We start from the raw sequence: 16,787 nt of genomic DNA, 5'->3' as shown, positions 1-16,787 counted from the left end.
ACGCTGTCTTACGTGATCGGCGCCGGGTTGAACAAGGTGATGTCGTTATGCAGCTTGTGCTGCTCCGCCCACGTCTGTTTCTTGCCGCTGGCCACGTCCAGGTAGTAGTGGAACAACTCCCAGCCGAGGTCTTCGATCGACGCCCGCCCGGTGGCAATCCGCCCGGCATCGATGTCGATCAGGTCCGGCCAGCGCTGCGCCAGTTCTGTGCGAGTCGAGACCTTCACCACTGGCGCCATCGCCAATCCATAAGGCGTACCACGCCCGGTGGTGAACACATGCAGGTTCATCCCCGCCGCCAACTGCAACGTCCCGCAGACAAAATCACTGGCCGGGGTCGCACAGAAAATCAGCCCTTTGCGCTTGAACCGTTCCCCAGGGCCAAGCACCCCGTTGATCGCGCTGCTGCCGGATTTGACGATCGAGCCCAAGGACTTCTCGACAATGTTCGACAACCCGCCCTTCTTGTTCCCCGGCGTGGTGTTGGCGCTGCGATCCGCTTCGCCCTTGGCCAGGTAACGGTCGTACCAGTCCATTTCCCGCACCAGCTCCTGAGCGACTTCTTCGGTTTCCGCCCGGGACGTCAGCAGGTAAATCGCATCGCGCACTTCGGTGACTTCGGAAAACATCACCGTCGCACCAGCCCGCAGTAACAGGTCCGAGGCATAGCCCAGGGCCGGGTTGGCGGTGATCCCGGAGAACGCATCGCTGCCGCCGCACTGCATGCCGAGGATCAGCTCGGACGCAGGCACGGTTTCCCGGCGGCGTTGATCGAGCTTCTTCAAACGGGTTTCGGCCAGCGCCATGATCTGCTCGATCATCTCGGTGAAACCGTGACTGGAATCCTGCAAGCGATACAACCACGGCTCGCTCAAATCTACCGAGCTATCGTTCTCATGCATCACCTGCCCGGCCTGCAATTTCTCGCAGCCCAGGCTGATTACCAGCGCCTCGCCCCCCAGGTTCGGGTTGCGCGCCAGATTGCGCACGGTGCGGATCGGGATGTACGCGTCGGTGGCGGTGATCGCCACGCCACAGCCGTAACTGTGGGTCAGCGCCACCACGTCATCGACGTTCGGGTACTTGGGCAGCAACTCGTCCTTGATGCGTTTTACCGCGTGATCCAGCACGCCGGTGACGCACTGCACGGTGGTGGTGATGCCGAGAATGTTGCGCGTGCCGACGGTGCCGTCGGCGTTGCGATAGCCCTCGAAGGTGAAGCCTTCCAGCGGTGCCTGCGCGGCCGGCACTTCGGTGGATAGCGGCAAGCTGTCCAGCGGTGGCGCGGTGGGCATGCGCAGTTGATCTTCCTTGACCCAACTGCCGCGAGGAATCGGCTGCAACGCGTAGCCGATCGTCTGGCCGTATCGAATCACCTGGCCGCCCTCGGGAATGTCCTCGAGGGTGACCTTGTGGCTCTGCGGCACGAAATCCACGGTGACCAGGCCATCGGGGAATTCGGTGCCGGCCGGTACGCCCTGATCGTTGACCACGATCACCACATTGTCCCGCTCGTGCAGGCGGATGTAGCGCGGCGAGTCGGAATGTTCAATCAACTGCATGACGCCGCTCCTCAGGAATGCGCTTCAGATAACTTGTTGTTCGTTTCAGGACCGCTGACTGGCGGCTCTTTGAGTACCACACGTTTGATCGGGCCAACGATCACCAGGTAGCTGAATACCGCGACCAGCGCGTTGCAACCGACGAACACCAGCGCCCATTTGAAGGAGCCGGTGGAGCTGATGATGTAACCGATGACAATCGGCGTGGTGATCGACGCAATGTTGCCGAACATGTTGAACAGGCCACCACTCAAACCGGCGATCTGTTTCGGCGAGGTATCGGACACCACCGCCCAGCCCAATGCGCCCACACCTTTGCCGAAGAAGGCCAGGGCCATGAAGCCGACCACCATCCATTCGATATCGACATAGTTGCAAGCCACGATGCTGCTGGAAACCAGCAGACCGGCGATGATCGGCGCCTTGCGGGCGAAGGTCAGCGAGTGGCCCTTGCGCAGCAGATAGTCAGAAATCACTCCGCCGAGCACGCCACCGATAAACCCGCAGATTGCCGGCAACGAGGCAATGAAACCGGCCTTGAGGATGGTCATGCCGCGTTCTTGCACCAGGTACACCGGGAACCAGGTCAGGAAGAAGTAGGTGATGCCGTTGATGCAGTACTGGCCCAGGTACACGCCGAGCATCATGCGGTTGGTCAGCAACTGGCGGATGTAGTCCCACTTCGGACCGTCGACCTTTTTACCTTTACCTTTGTCCTGGTCCATGTCGACCATGCCGCCGTTGTCGGCGATGTGCTTGAACTCGGCGTCGTTAATCATCGGGTGCTGGCGCGGACTGTGGATAACTTTCAGCCAGATCCCCGAGAAGATGATGCCGATCACGCCCATGACGATGAACACGTGCTGCCAGCCGAAGCTGTAGACGATCCAGCCCATCAGCGGCGCAAACAGTACGGTGGCGAAGTATTGCGCCGAGTTGAAGATCGCCGAGGCGGTGCCGCGTTCTGCGGTCGGGAACCACGCCGCTACGATGCGTGCGTTGCCGGGGAAGGATGGCGCTTCGGCCAGGCCCACCAGAAAGCGCAGCATGAACAGCGCGACGACGGCGGTGGAAAGCCCGAACTCACCGACATAGCCTTGCAGTACGGTGAACAGCGACCAGGTAAAGATGCTCAGGGCATAGACTTTTTTCGAACCGAACCGGTCCAGCAACCAGCCACCGGGAATTTGCCCGGCCACGTAGGCCCAACCGAATGCGGAGAAGATATAACCGAGAGTGACCGCGTCGATGCCGAGGTCTTTTTGCAGGCTGGAGCCTGCGATCGCGATGGTCGCCCGGTCGGCGTAGTTGATCGTGGTCACCAGAAACAGCATGAGCAAAATCAAATAGCGGACGTGAGTCGGCTTGGTCGATTGCATTGTAGATGTACTCCCACTGATTATTTTTATGCGGGTAATAACGATTTATTTGTAGGCGCCGGCTTTTATGGGAGCCGGCGCCTACAGGTATTGCGGTGTATCAGGAACCGATGTAGGCAGTTTTTACGACCGTGTAGAACTCTTGCGCATAGCGACCTTGCTCACGTGAACCATAGGATGAACCTTTACGCCCACCGAACGGAACGTGGTAATCCACACCGGCGGTCGGCAGGTTGACCATCACCATCCCGGCCTGGGAATGGCGCTTGAAGTGGTTGGCGTACTTCAGCGACGTAGTGGCGATACCCGCCGACAGGCCGAACTCGGTGTCGTTGGCCATTTCCAGTGCAGCGTCGTAATCCGCTACGCGAACGATGTTGGCCACCGGGCCGAAGATCTCTTCGCGGCTGATGCGCATCGCAGCTTCGCTGTCGGCAAACAGCGTCGGGGCGAGGAAGTAACCCTCGGTGTCGCACGTCACCAGACCACCGCCGCTGACCAGACGCGCACCTTCGGACTGGCCGATGTCGATGTACTTCAGGTCCTGTTCCAACTGCGCTTGCGAGACCACAGGGCCGATGTCGGTGCCGGACTTCAACGCATGACCGACCTTGATCGACTTCATGCGCTCAGCCATGGCTTCGACGAATTTGTCGTGAATCCCGGCGGTGACGATAAGACGGCTCGACGCGGTGCAACGCTGGCCGGTGGAGTAGAACGCGCTCTGCACCGACAGTTCGACCGCTTGCTTGAGGTCGGCATCGTCGAGAATGATCTGCGGGTTCTTGCCGCCCATCTCCAGCTGCACCTTGGCCTGGCGCGACACGCAATTGACCGCGATCTGCCGGCCCACGCCGACCGAACCGGTGAAGCTGATGCCATCGACTTTCGGGCTGTTGACGAGCGCCTCGCCGACTACTCGCCCGCTGCCCATCACCAGGTTGAACACGCCGGCCGGGAAACCGGCGCGGGAGATGATTTCCGCCAGCGCCCAGGCACAGCCCGGCACCAGATCGGCAGGTTTCAGCACCACGCAGTTGCCGTAAGCCAAAGCCGGAGCGATTTTCCACGCCGGGATCGCGATCGGAAAGTTCCATGGCGTGATCAGGCCGACCACGCCCAGCGCTTCGCGAGTGACTTCGACATTGACGCCCGGACGCACCGACGGCACGTAGTCACCGGACAGACGCAGGCATTCACCGGCGAAGAACTTGAAGATGTTGCCGGCGCGGGTCACTTCGCCGATGGCTTCGGGCAGGGTCTTGCCCTCTTCCCGGGCCAGCAACGTGCCGAGCTCTTCGCGACGGGCGAGGATCTCGCTGCCGACTTTATCCAGCGCATCGTGCCGAGCCTGAATACCGGAAGTGGACCATGCCGGAAACGCAGCGCGGGCGGCGTCGATGGCGGCGTGGACCTGCGCCAGATCAGCCTTGGCATAGTCGCCGAGGGTATCGCTCAGCTCGGACGGGTTGATGTTGGCGCAGTAATCACTGCCCGTCACCCATTCACCGTTGATGTAGTTATCAAAACGCTTTGCATCTGCCACAACAAATCTCCTCACGCAAAAAGCCGCTGATCGCTCAGCGGCCCTGGTTTTATCGAGTGTTACTGCGCGCCCTGCTTGTCGATCAGCGCGGCGAGCATTTCGTACTCTTCGCCCGTCAGATCGGTCAGCGGTGCACGCACCGGGCCTGCGTCATAGCCGGCAATTTTTGCCCCGGCCTTGACGATGCTCACCGCGTAACCGGCCTTGCGGTTGCGGATATCCAGGTACGGCAGGAAGAAGTCATCAATGATCTTGCCGACGGTGGCGTGATCTTCGCGAGCAATGGCGTGGTAGAAATCCATCGCGGTTTTCGGGATGAAGTTGAACACCGCCGAGGAATAAACCGGTACGCCCAAAGCCTTGTAGGCCGCGGCGTAGACTTCAGCAGTCGGCAAGCCGCCCAAGTAGCTGAAACGATCGCCGAGACGGCGACGGATCGACACCATCAGCTCGATATCGCCCAGGCCATCCTTGTAGCCGATCAGGTTCGGGCAGCGCTCGGCCAGTCGTTCCAGCAGCGGCGCGGTCAGGCGGCAGACATTGCGGTTGTAAACCACCACGCCGATTTTTACCGATTTGCACACGGCTTCAACGTGCGCGGCAACGCCGTCCTGGCTGGCTTCGGTCAGGTAGTGCGGCAGCAGCAACAGGCCTTTGGCCCCCAGGCGCTCGGCTTCCTGAGCGTATTCGATAGCCTGGCGGGTCGAACCACCGACACCGGCGAGGATTGGCACGCTGCTGGCGCAGGTGTCGACCGCAGTCTTGATGATTTCCGAATATTCGCTGGCCGCCAGAGAGAAGAACTCACCGGTACCGCCTGCGGCGAACAACGCCGAGGCGCCGTATGGGGCCAGCCACTCGAGACGCTTGATGTAGCCCGCGCGATGGAAGTCGCCCTGGGCATTGAAGTCGGTGACCGGGAACGACAGCAAGCCGGAAGAGAGGATGGACTTCAGTTCTTGTGGATTCATTATTCGAACACCCTGGTAGCAACGTTGTGTGAGAAAACCGTTCAGCCTTCGCCGAAGTTGTAGGTCATCGTACAACTTAAAATACAACCGTCAACTGCATTTCATCACTGGGTGGGTATTTTTGTCAGACAACATTGTTGTTTAAAGGGGTGAAAGCGGCGCCTTTCAAGCTTAGGAGGGAGATACGTTGTCGGAAGAGTACCCTCGGGGATTTTTCACTCAACGCCCCAGGATCATTGCCTGCGCGCAGTGTTGAACCTTGAAATGCCTGGTCATGATCGGGTTCGGCAGATCACCGATACGCCCGGTAAAGTGCGACGACTGCCGCGAAGGATCGCGGCAGATCTTTCAAGGAGAGCGATTCAACATGACTTTTGCTATTGCACACCTTCCGCAGTTCCCGGAGCACTCAGCCGATCGGGCAACCATCCAGCTATCGACCCTAAGTGAAGACTTGATCGTCCGCGTGCCGGACCCGAACGATATTCCGCCGAACTGGGATGTCTACCCGATCCTCGGCACAAATACGGAAGAGCCTGACTGGGAGGGCCTCGCAGAGCCTACCGGCGTCTGGGACGACGCCTGCGACGACATGGTAAAACTGACGGGAATTGAACTGCGAATCCCCAAAACAGAACTGGAAAAGTACCTGAACACAGAAGTGGAATTGCGCTACAAACTCGCGGACGAGTCGAGTCTGGAGCCGTGTTCTGAGCCCCTGATACTGTTTATCGAAGCCTGACCCTCATCGTGCCTGATCGTTTACCGGTCAGGCGCTTTTTTGAGTAGAACGATTTCCTGCCACGCACCGTTCAACCTTGCGCCTGCGCCTCTTCATGCGCCTGGCGCAGCCGCTCACGGCTATTGGTCAGGTGCAAGCGCATCGCCGCCCGCGCCGCATCGGAATCCTGCCGGGCAATCGCATCGTAAATCTCTTCGTGTTCACGGCTCAGGCGACTCATGTAGTGCTGCTGGTCGTCATGGGCCAGGCGCGCGGAGTTGAGGCGTGTGCGCGGAATGATGCTGGTGCCCAGGTGGGTCATGATGTCGGTGAAGTAGCGGTTGCCGGTGGCCAGGGCGATTTGCAGGTGGAACTGGAAGTCCGACGCCACGGCATCGCCGGCGTGGGCGGCACTTTCGTTTAAGGCGTCCAGCGCCTCACGCATCGCCGCTAACTGCTCCGGGCTGCGACGTTGCGCGGCAAGGCCGGCGGACTCCACTTCCAGGCTGATGCGCAGTTCCAGAATCGCCAATACATCGAGCAAGGTCACCACGGTCGCCGGGTCGATGCGAAAACCGCTCGGGCTCGGGGTGTCGAGCACGAAGGTGCCGATGCCGTGACGGGTTTCCACTTGCCCTGCTGCCTGCAAACGGGAGATCGCTTCACGCACCACGGTGCGGCTGACGCCATGGGCATTCATGATCGCCGACTCGGTGGGCAATTTGTCGCCACGCTTGAGCTGACCGTCGCGGATCTGCTCGGACAACACCGTCACCAATTCCTGTGCGAGGCTGCGGCGCTTGCGAGGGAGGCGAGGTGCGTCGATCGGGTTTTCCATGGTGAACGTCTGTCTCGAAAAAACGGCTGAAACCGCATCATAGCGCATGCGGGTTGTACGATCACCGTTGACCTGTGGGAGCGTGGCATGCCCGCGATGGCCTTGACGCGGTTTCCTGACGAACCGCGTTATCGTTCATCGCGGGCAAGCCACGCTCCCACAGGTTCAGGCGGTCACGGCCTGGTCCACCAGGTGACCATTCTCGATGCGCACATGCCGTGGATGGAAACGTTTCAGGCTGCTGCGATGGCCGACGCTGACAATGCTCAGCCCCGGCAATTCATCGATCAACGCCTGATACAACGACGCTTCATCCTCTTCGTCCATCGCCGAGGTGGCTTCGTCCATGTACAGCCATTGCGGCGCATACAGCAGCGCACGGGCGAAGGCCAGACGTTGCTGCTCACCCGGCGAAAGCATGCGCTGCCAGTGATTGGCTTCATCCAGACGCGAAACCAGGTGCGGCAAGCGGCTGGTTTCCAGCACGTGGACGTAGCGCTCGTGCGGGTAGGTGTCGCCCGGTTGTGGATAACTCAACGCCTCACGCAGGCTGCCAATCGGCAGATAGGGTTTTTGCGGCAGGAACAGATAACGCGCCGTCGGCAGGCGAATGCTGCCGTGGCCGGCTGGCCAAAGGTGCCCCATCGCTCGCAGCAAGGTCGACTTGCCGCTGCCGGAACGACCGCTGAGCATGACGCGCTCGCCCTCCTCCACGGTCATGTCGGCATTGGTCAGCAAATGACGACCGTCAGCGAGGTCAAGACCAAGGTTATGCACCCGTAGTGCCGAACCCTGATTCTGCACGTCGATGGCCGGCGCGCGCTCTTCGTTGTCGGTCATGGCCTGACGGAAACTCAGCAGACGATCACAGGTGGCGCGCCACTCGGCAAGGTCCTGGTACGCGCTGATGAACCAGCTGAAGTTCTCCTGCACATTGCCGAACGCGGAGTTGATTTGCATCAGCTCACCAAGTTCGATCTTGCCGGCGAAGTAACGCGGCGCAGCGACCATGAATGGAAAGATGATTGCAATCTGGGCATAACCGGCGGTGAAGAAAGTCAGGCGCTTGGACACTTTCATGATGTCCCAGAAGTTGTGCCAAACCAGGCCGAAGCGACTGCTCAGACGACGGTTCTCGTTGGGTTCGCCGTTGTACAGCGCAATGCTCTCCGCATTTTCGCGGACCCGCACCATGGAGAAACGCAAGTCGGCTTCGAAACGTTGCTGGTTGTTGTTGAGGCTGATCAAGCGACGACCGATCACATGCGTCAGCCAGCTGCCGACGGCGGCGTAAACCAGTGCGCACCAGAACATGTAGCCGGGGATCGTGAAGCCAAACACTTCGATGCTGCCCGACACGCCCCACAAAATGATCGAAAACGACACCAGGCTGACGATGTTCCGTATCAGCCCAAGGCCCAGGCCCAAGGTGTTGGTGGTGAACTTATTGAGGTCTTCGGAAATCCGCTGGTCCGGGTTATCGGTGTAACCGCCCTGCTCCAGCTGATAGTAATTCTTGCTGCCTAGCCAGCGGGCGAAGTGCTTTTCGGTGAGCCAGGCTCGCCAGCGAATGGTCAGCATCTGAGTCAGATAAAGCCGATACACCGCGCCAAGAATCGCCACGGAGGCGATGCCGCAGAAATACAGAATCAGCTGCCAGAAGGCTGCTTCGTCCTTCTTTTGCAGGGCGTTATAGAAGTCTTTGTACCAACTGTTGATCCACACCGAAATCGCCACGCTGAACAATGACAGCGCAATCACAGCGATCAACAGCGTCCAGGCCTTGCCCTTCTCTTCGCTGCGCCAGTAAGGCGTGGTCATCGCCCACACTTTGCGAAAAAACTGCCCGCGCACAGCATCGTTGACCGCGGAATATTCAGCGTTCTGATTCATGGATAAGGCTCGATAAAGAAAAGAACACACACGAACCGATCATAGATGATCGGCTCGTGTGATCGCGAGAGCTGGCGATAACCGTTCAGCGCTCGTTCAGCGACGGACCGGACGCTTCTGCAGTTTGCGCTGCAGCGTGCGGCGGTGCATGCCCAGGGCACGGGCGGTGGCGGAGATGTTGCCTTCGTGCTCGGTCAGGACGCGCTGGATGTGCTCCCACTGGAGACGGTCCACGGACATCGGGTTTTCCGGCACCAGGCTGTCGAGGTCGGCGTGCTCGGAGAGCAGCGCGGCCAGCACGTCATCGGCATCCGCCGGTTTGCACAGGTAATTGCAGGCGCCGCGCTTGATTGCCTCGACGGCGGTGGCAATGCTCGAGTAACCGGTGAGGATCACCACGCGCATGTCCGGGTCGAGTTCGAGCAGCTTGGGCAGCAACACCAGGCCTGAATCGCCGTCCATTTTCAGGTCCAGCGCGGCGTAATCAGGGATATCGGCCTGGGCGATGGTCAGGCCCTCTTCGGCGGAACCTGCGGTGCTGACGCGAAAACCACGGCGGGCCATGGCGCGGGCCATCACGCGGGTGAAGGTTGCATCGTCGTCTACCAGCAGCAAATGCGGCAGTTCTTCGCCTTCAACTTGGATCTCGTCACTCATGTTCGTCTCCTCGGGCGACACGGGGCAGGCGCAGCTCGGTGAGCGTGCCGCCTTCCTCATGACTGTAGAGTTTCACTGAGCCGCCGGCGCGTGTCACGCTGGCCTTGCTCAAAAACAGGCCCAGGCCGAAACCTTTGCCCTTGGTGGTAAAAAACGGTTTGCCGATCTGCTCGGCGATAGCCAGCGGTACACCGGCACCATGGTCGCGAATGCTGATGGTCAAGTCTTCGACGGTCCAGTCCAGGGTCACTTGCAAGCCTTCAGGGCAGGCATCGGCGGCGTTGTTCAGCAGGTTCAACAGCGCTTGAGTCAAATCCGGCGGCGGCGCCATGCGCGGCACCGTGCCCTGGCCCAGACGCTGGAAGCGATAACTGGCCTCAGGACGCATCAGGTGCCAGCGGTTGAGCGCTTCGTCGAGCCAGTCGGTGACATCCTGCATCTCCACCGCCATACGACGGTTGGCCTCGGCGGCGCGCACCAGCTGCTGCAAGGTTTCCTTGCACAACTTGACCTGATCCTGCAAAACCTTCAAATCGTCCTGCAACATCGGGTCGGGGTGATCCTGCTGCATCTCTTTGAGCAACACGCTCATGGTCGCCAGCGGCGTGCCCAGTTCATGGGCGGCACCGGCAGCCTGAGTCGCGACGGCCAGCAATTGCTGATCGCGCAGGCCTTCCTCGCGACGGATCGCACGCAGCTCTTCCTGCCGACGCAGCTCTTCAGCCATGCGTGCAGCAAAGAAGGTGATGACGGCGGCGGCCAAGGCAAAACTCAACCACATGCCGTAGATCTGCAGGTTTTCCCGGGCGATGGGGAAGGTTTCCAGCGGGTAGAACCGCGCCAGCAGCAACGTATACAGCGCCAGGGCGATACCCGACAGAATCACCGAATAGCGCCACGGCAGCGTCACGGCGGCGATGGTCAGCGGCACCAGGTAATAAGAGACGAACGGGTTGGTCGAACCACCGGAGAAATACAACAAGGCGCTGTGGATAAACAGGTCGCAGGCCAGTTGCAGGGCGTATTCAAGCTCGGTAACCGGCCACGAAGTGCGCAGGCGCACGGCGGTGAACACACACAACAGCGTCGAACAGCCCAGGGTCATCGCCAGCGGCACCCACGGCAACGGCAGCAGCTGGAGCCAGTAGGCCAGGCCTACGGAGCCGGCCTGGGCGGCGAGCACCAGAATCCGGATGAAAGTCAGCCGCCAGAGGTTCTGGCGAGTGGCGGAAGTCAATTGTACGGGGGCGAGCATGAGCTCTCCTGATGAGCGCTCCAGGCGGATCGCACGGAGTATAACCAAGCCGCGGGCCTGAGAGGCGAAAGTGCGGCAAACGACCACAGGCTCTTTTGTGACGAGTGCCCCTGTGGCGAGGGGGCTTGCCCCCGTTGGACTGCGAAGCAGTCCCAAACCTGCCACCGCGTTTTGATCCTGCATACTGTATCTGCCGAATGGCGACTGCTGCGCAGCCGAACGGGGGCAAGCCCCCTCGCCACAGGATCACCAGCATTCCATCTGTATAGAAGTTGTAACTGTGCGAAACGGACCATTGAAGCTAGAGTCTGATGGTTTCACGCAGGTTCGGACCCTAACCCCTGCGCATCGTCCAAGGAGCTTTTCATGCACACATTGCGCCGCAGCGCCGCCCTTCTTGCCCTAAGCGTTGGCACCGCCGCCAGCCTCCCGGCCCTGGCCGTCGACGAGTTGCATTACAACCAGATCTCCCTGCGCGCCGAAGTCAGCCAGGAAGTGGCCCGCGACCTGATGATCGTGACCCTCTACACCGAAGAACAAAACACCGACCCGGCCAAACTCGCCGCCGACGTCAGCACTACCATGAACAAGGCGCTGGCCCAGGCCAAACAGGTCAAGGACATCACCCTGCGCCAAGGCAGCCGCAACAGCTACCCGATCTACGACACCAAAGGCCAGAAAATCACCGGCTGGCGCGAACGCGCCGAACTGCGCCTGGAAAGCTCGGACTTCGCCGCCCTGTCCAAACTCACCGGCGAATTGCTCACCGACCTGAAAATGGGCGGCATGGACTTCGCCATCGCAACGCCAACCCGCAAAGCCAGCGAAGACGCCCTGCTCAAAGAAGCCGTGACCGCCTTCAAGGCCCGCGCCCAACTGGCCACCGACGCCCTGGGCGGCAAGAGCTACAAAATCGTCAACCTGAACCTCAACAGCAACGGCTATCCACAACCGTACATGCGCGGGCCGATGATGATGAAAGCCGCCGGCATGGATTCGGCACCGGTGACGCCAGAAGTTGAAGCCGGCACCAGCCAGGTCAGCATGACAGCGGATGGGGCGATTGAAGTGTTGATGCCTTGATGCGATAACCCGGACACGAAAACGGCAGGGCGGTGTACACGCGAGTAAACAGGCCGCCTCAGCTGCTTTTGATTTTGCATTTGCGAAAGCCCAGGAGCTAAGAGAAACTCCCTGCCTTTCCAGACTCGATAAGGACGCGAGCATTGAAGTTTGAAAGGGATCAGTTTTCCGGCAACCATGGAATTGTCTTCAACGTATCGCGCTTCACCCTGTCAGCCGGTGAACGGGGTAGCCTCAGAACACTGCATTTTGGTGAAGCGAAAGCCGCCCACTATGAAGTGAGCAATCTGGTGGTAGAGCTCTATGACAAAATGCTCGCCAAGGATTTGCCTTGCCAAATGATGGTCGGGATCTCCAAACCCCTGACCCGGCAACAGGGGGACTTACTCAATGCTCAACGAACAAGTATCGCCAACCTCACCAGTGGTGTTTTCGGGGCAGCGGCAGGTAAATTCATGCCCGGTGCGGCCATCCCGGTGGGATGGGCAGTCCGCGAGTTCACGCTGAGCAAATTGCCGACTTATCACGCCGGCGATGTCATCGTCAGCCTGGATGCACAGGTCAGCGGTGGCATAGGCCCTCAGCACTCAGGATCGTCCATGATCATCAAGACTCAAGGCGGGTGAGATCATGAACGAATATGGCCTGTACGCCGTGGCTTATGCAGTATTCCTGCTGTTGTTCTTCTATCTGAAATCCTATGGCCTCAGAAAATGGCTGGGCATCACCCTGTTCGCTCTGGGGTTTTCGAGTATTTTTATGCTGCCGCCTTTCATCGCCGGCTTCGATCTGGGCATCGTTTCAACCAATGCTATCGCCCTCGGGGCTGCGCTGTTTTTTAGTCGGGCCCGGTATACGGCGTGAGCCACGCGCTCATTCAAGCAACGTGAAACGGATTAACTTCACCCACAACGCCCGCCTGACACCGCTTTGCGTAGGAGCTGCCGAAGGCTGCGATCTTTTGACGTTGATTTTTAAGATCAAAAGATCACAGCCTTCGGCAGCTCCTACAGTCCGCCATCAACGCAAAGACCGGCAGACTATGCCCGGATAGAGGGGTCCCCCTCAAAAAACGATATTTCCGCCCTCCCCGCCAACAACGCTACTCTCAGGAAAATATCGCTGCTCAAATCCCGGGGACTCCATGGAAAGAACCACCGTCAAACCACTTCTGCTCGCACTCGCCCTCGCCACAACCGCATCACTCGCACAAACCGCCCAAGCCGCCACCACCCTGGTCTACTGCTCCGAAGCCAGCCCTGCCGGATTCGACCCCAGCCAATACACCAGCGGCACCGACTTCGACGCCTCCGCCGAAACCGTCTTCAACCGCCTCACCCAATTCAAACGCGGCGGCACCGAAATCGAACCCGGCCTGGCAACAAAATGGGACGTATCCGAGGACGGCCTCACCTACACCTTCCACCTGCGCGACGGCGTGAAATTCCACACCACCGACTACTTCACCCCCACCCGCGACTTCAACGCCGACGACGTGCTGTTCACCTTCCAGCGCCTGCTCGACCCGGACAACGCCTTCCGCAAGGCCTACCCCGCCGAGTCGCCGTACTTCACCGACATGGGCCTGAACACCACGATCAAAAGCATCGACAAGATCGACGACCACACCGTGCGCTTCAGCCTGAACAACGTCGACGCCGCATTCGTGCAAAACCTCGCCATGAGCTTCGCCTCGGTGCAATCCGCCGAATACGCCGCCCAACTGTTAAAGGAAGGCAAATCCGCCGATCTCAACCAGAAACCCGTCGGCACCGGCCCATTCGTGTTCAAGCGCTACCAAAAGGACTCGCAAATCCGCTACACCGCCAACAAGGCCTACTGGAAACCCGAGGACGTGAAACTCGACAACCTGATTTTCTCGATCACCCCGGACGCCGCCGTGCGCTTGCAAAAACTCAAGGCCGGCGAGTGCCAGGTCAGCGGCTACCCACGCCCGGCAGACATCGAAGTGATGGAGCAAGACCCTAATCTGAGGGTGCTCAAGCAAGCCGGTTTCAACCTCGGCTTCCTTGCCTACAACGTGACCCACCCACCGCTGGACCAGCTCAAGGTGCGTCAGGCGCTGGACATGGCCATCGACAAGCCGGCGATCATCAAGGCTGTCTACCAGAGTGCCGGGCAACTGGCGCAAAACGCCTTGCCACCGGCGCAATGGTCGTATGACCCGAGCATCAAGGACGCCCCGCACGACCCGACCAAAGCCCGCGCGCTACTGAAAGAAGCGGGAGTTGCTCCCGGCACCACAATTAATCTGTGGGCCATGACCGTGCAGCGCGCCTCCAACCCCAATGCGCGGATGTCGGCACAGATGATCCAGCAGGATTGGGAGAAAGTCGGGATCAAGGCCAACATCGTCAGCTATGAATGGGGCGAGTACATCAAGCGCGCCAAGAACGGTGAGCATGACGCAATGATCTACGGCTGGACCGGCGACAACGGTGACCCGGATAACTGGCTCGGCGTGCTCTACAGCTGCGCTGCGGTGAAAGGTAGCAACTACGCCAAATGGTGTGACCCGGTCTACGACAAACTGGTGCAGCAAGCCAAGGTGTCCACGGACAAACAACAGCGGGTCAAACTGTACCAACAGGCCCAGCAAATCCTTAAACAACAAGTACCTATCACACCCATTGCCAACTCGACGGTGTTCCAGCCACTGCGCAAGGAAGTCACCGACTTCAAGATCAGTCCGTTTGGCCTCACACCGTTCTATGGCGTGGGTATAAATAAGTAACACCAGGCTCCAACCGGGTGCGTCAACCGCCCCGGTCGCCCCTTATCGGTGCACGACTTGCACCGTAAAAAACCTGCGCAAACGGTCAAATACATCAGTTTTTACACATATGCGACATTAAGGTACGTTCGTGCCACTCTTTAGGACTTGTGGCCATTCCGGATCTTGCATTGGGTACGGCCCCTGCATAAGTATCCGCAGGTCGACTCACGAGGTCGTCCTCTAATCCAAAAATGACAACAAATCATGAGGCCACCATGCTTAAACACGCGGTCATTCCGTTTTTAGTCGGCGCAAGCCTGTTAGCCAGTGCACCTTTCGCCCAAGCGGCGTCTAACCTGGTGTTCTGCTCCGAAGGAAGCCCGGCCGGTTTCGACCCAGGTCAGTACACCACCGGAACCGACTTCGACGCCTCTGCAGAAACCATGTTCAACCGCCTGACCCAGTTCGAGCGCGGCGGCACCGCTGTGATTCCTGGCCTGGCGACCAAGTGGGACATTTCCAGTGACGGCCTGACTTACACTTTCCACCTGCGTGAAGGCGTCAAGTTCCACACCACCCCGTATTTCAAGCCGACGCGTGAGTTCAACGCCGACGACGTGCTGTTCACCTTCAATCGCATGATTAACAAGGATGACCCGTTCCGTAAGGCGTACCCGACCGAATTCCCGTACTTCACCGACATGGGGATGGATACCAACATCACCAAGATCGATAAAGTCGACGACCACACCGTCAAGTTCACCCTCAAAGACGTAGACGCCGCGTTCATCCAGAACATGGCCATGAGCTTCGCCTCGATCCAGTCCGCCGAGTACGCTGCCCAGCTGCTCAAGGAAGGCAAGGCTGCCGACATCAACCAGAAACCGATCGGCACCGGCCCGTTCGTGTTCAAGAGCTACCAGAAAGACTCCAACATCCGCTACACCGGGAACAAGGACTACTGGAAGCCTGATGACGTGAAGATCGACAACCTGATCTTCGCCATCACCACCGACCCGTCGGTACGCATCCAGAAGCTGAAGAAGAACGAGTGCCAGATCACTCTGTTCCCGCGTCCAGCCGACCTGAAGGCGCTCAAAGAAGATAAAACTTTGAAGATGCCTGAGCAGGCTGGTTTCAACCTGGGCTACATCGCCTATAACGTGATGGACAAGGTCAAGGGCAGCAACGAGCCGAACCCGCTGGCCGACCTGCGAGTTCGTCAGGCGCTGGACATGGCCGTCAACAAGCCGCAGATCATCGACTCGGTTTATCAGGGCGCAGGCCAACTGGCCGTCAACGCCATGCCGCCGACCCAATGGTCCTACGACACCACCATCAAGGATGCCAAGTACGATCCTGAGAAAGCCAAGCAGCTGCTCAAGGAAGCCGGCGTCAAGGAAGGCACCGAAATCGTTCTGTGGGCGATGCCGGTACAGCGTCCGTACAACCCGAACGCCAAGCTGATGGCTGAAATGCTGCAGTCCGACTGGAAGAAGATCGGCCTGAACGTGAAGATCACCAGCTACGAATGGGGCGAGTACATCAAGCGCTCCAAAGGCGGCGAGAACCAGGCGATGATCATCGGCTGGAGCGGCGACAATGGTGATCCGGACAACTGGCTCAACGTGCTGTTCGGCTGCGACTCGCTGAGTGGCAACAACTTCTCCAAATGGTGCGACAAGAAATTCGACGGCCTCGTCAAGGAAGCCAAACGCACCACCGATCAGGCCAAGCGCACCGAACTGTACAAACAGGCGCAACACGTCCTCAAAGATGCTGTTCCAATGACACCTATCGCTCACTCGACGGTGTTCCAACCCATGCGCGCCAACGTGCAGGACTTCAAGATCAGCCCATTTGGCTTGAACTCCTTCTACGGCGTCAGCGTCAGCAAATAAGAAAAGGCAGCGGCGACGTTTTCAGTGTCGCCGCTGCTTTTTTCTGCCGAGAAGCTAGGAATTTGCCTACATCCAAATCCGCTGTCTGACGCAGCCAGGGGTTAGGACGCGTTGCCTTTTCCTACGAGTCTTTAGGACTCAGCGCATTTACTGCCAGACCCACGGCACCTACCGTCGGGTTCTGACCAGTGACTGTGTGGGCTATCGGTTTGCTGCCCGTATTGGTTTGAGCTCAATGCCGCCA

The 16,787-nt window shown here is 59.3% G+C and carries 14 protein-coding genes; 6 read left to right on the top strand and 8 right to left on the bottom strand.

Annotated features, from left to right (window positions below; translation table 11 throughout):
- Window positions 1–8: 8 nt before the first annotated feature.
- The 4 genes from garD to kdgD form a co-directional block, all read right to left on the bottom strand.
- Window positions 9–1,562, bottom strand: a complete 1,554-nt coding sequence (gene garD, locus PGR6_RS04020) for a galactarate dehydratase (RefSeq protein ID WP_018929532.1) — start codon at window positions 1,560–1,562, stop codon at window positions 9–11.
- Between the two features lie 11 nt (window positions 1,563–1,573).
- Window positions 1,574–2,941 carry an MFS transporter gene (locus tag PGR6_RS04015; protein ID WP_018929531.1) on the bottom strand — a complete coding sequence of 456 codons (1,368 nt, stop codon included), beginning with the start codon at window positions 2,939–2,941 and terminating at the stop codon, window positions 1,574–1,576.
- 100 nt (window positions 2,942–3,041) lie between these two features.
- Window positions 3,042–4,487, bottom strand: a complete 1,446-nt coding sequence (locus PGR6_RS04010; RefSeq protein WP_018929530.1) for an aldehyde dehydrogenase family protein — start codon at window positions 4,485–4,487, stop codon at window positions 3,042–3,044.
- A 59-nt stretch (window positions 4,488–4,546) separates the two neighbouring features.
- Entirely contained in the window at window positions 4,547–5,458 is a 912-nt protein-coding gene (gene kdgD, locus PGR6_RS04005; RefSeq protein WP_007939720.1) for a 5-dehydro-4-deoxyglucarate dehydratase, read from the bottom strand.
- Window positions 5,459–5,825: 367 nt separating this feature from the next.
- Here kdgD and PGR6_RS04000 point away from each other — a divergent pair, with 367 nt between their 5' ends.
- Entirely contained in the window at window positions 5,826–6,200 is a 375-nt protein-coding gene (locus PGR6_RS04000; protein ID WP_064616161.1) for a hypothetical protein, read from the top strand.
- A 70-nt stretch (window positions 6,201–6,270) separates the two neighbouring features.
- On the opposite strand, the gene PGR6_RS03995 is transcribed toward PGR6_RS04000, so the two are convergent.
- From PGR6_RS03995 to PGR6_RS03980, 4 genes are all read right to left on the bottom strand, one after another.
- Window positions 6,271–7,017 carry a FadR/GntR family transcriptional regulator gene (locus PGR6_RS03995; RefSeq protein ID WP_064616160.1) on the bottom strand — a complete coding sequence of 249 codons (747 nt, stop codon included), beginning with the start codon at window positions 7,015–7,017 and terminating at the stop codon, window positions 6,271–6,273.
- A 165-nt stretch (window positions 7,018–7,182) separates the two neighbouring features.
- Window positions 7,183–8,910, bottom strand: coding sequence for an ABC transporter ATP-binding protein/permease (locus tag PGR6_RS03990; RefSeq protein WP_064616159.1), 1,728 nt, complete (start codon window positions 8,908–8,910; stop codon window positions 7,183–7,185).
- Between the two features lie 96 nt (window positions 8,911–9,006).
- Window positions 9,007–9,567 carry a response regulator transcription factor gene (locus PGR6_RS03985; RefSeq protein WP_007939714.1) on the bottom strand — a complete coding sequence of 187 codons (561 nt, stop codon included), beginning with the start codon at window positions 9,565–9,567 and terminating at the stop codon, window positions 9,007–9,009.
- The gene (locus PGR6_RS03980) at window positions 9,560–10,822 is read right to left on the bottom strand and encodes an ATP-binding protein (protein WP_018929525.1); all 1,263 of its coding nucleotides are present in this window, start codon (window positions 10,820–10,822) and stop codon (window positions 9,560–9,562) included. The genes PGR6_RS03985 and PGR6_RS03980 overlap by 8 nt, the downstream gene beginning before the upstream one ends.
- 366 nt (window positions 10,823–11,188) lie before the next feature.
- Here PGR6_RS03980 and PGR6_RS03975 point away from each other — a divergent pair, with 366 nt between their 5' ends.
- The 5 genes from PGR6_RS03975 to PGR6_RS03955 all read left to right on the top strand — a co-directional run bounded on the left by PGR6_RS03975 (window position 11,189) and on the right by PGR6_RS03955 (window position 16,543).
- Window positions 11,189–11,905: an SIMPL domain-containing protein gene (locus tag PGR6_RS03975; protein WP_018929524.1), complete on the top strand. Its 717-nt coding sequence runs from the start codon at window positions 11,189–11,191 to the stop codon at window positions 11,903–11,905.
- A gap of 143 nt (window positions 11,906–12,048) precedes the next feature.
- Complete coding sequence (locus PGR6_RS03970; protein WP_019582420.1) at window positions 12,049–12,531, top strand: hypothetical protein; 483 nt, start codon at window positions 12,049–12,051, stop codon at window positions 12,529–12,531.
- A 4-nt stretch (window positions 12,532–12,535) separates the two neighbouring features.
- Window positions 12,536–12,769: a hypothetical protein gene (locus PGR6_RS03965; RefSeq protein ID WP_018929522.1), complete on the top strand. Its 234-nt coding sequence runs from the start codon at window positions 12,536–12,538 to the stop codon at window positions 12,767–12,769.
- Window positions 12,770–13,049: 280 nt separating this feature from the next.
- Complete coding sequence (locus PGR6_RS03960; protein WP_064616158.1) at window positions 13,050–14,660, top strand: ABC transporter substrate-binding protein; 1,611 nt, start codon at window positions 13,050–13,052, stop codon at window positions 14,658–14,660.
- A 257-nt stretch (window positions 14,661–14,917) separates the two neighbouring features.
- Complete coding sequence (locus PGR6_RS03955; protein WP_018929520.1) at window positions 14,918–16,543, top strand: ABC transporter substrate-binding protein; 1,626 nt, start codon at window positions 14,918–14,920, stop codon at window positions 16,541–16,543.
- Window positions 16,544–16,787 lie beyond the last annotated feature (244 nt).

The organism is Pseudomonas sp. GR 6-02, assembly GCF_001655615.1.
Lineage (GTDB): Bacteria > Pseudomonadota > Gammaproteobacteria > Pseudomonadales > Pseudomonadaceae > Aquipseudomonas.
This window is presented reverse-complemented; position numbering and strand designations above follow the sequence as displayed.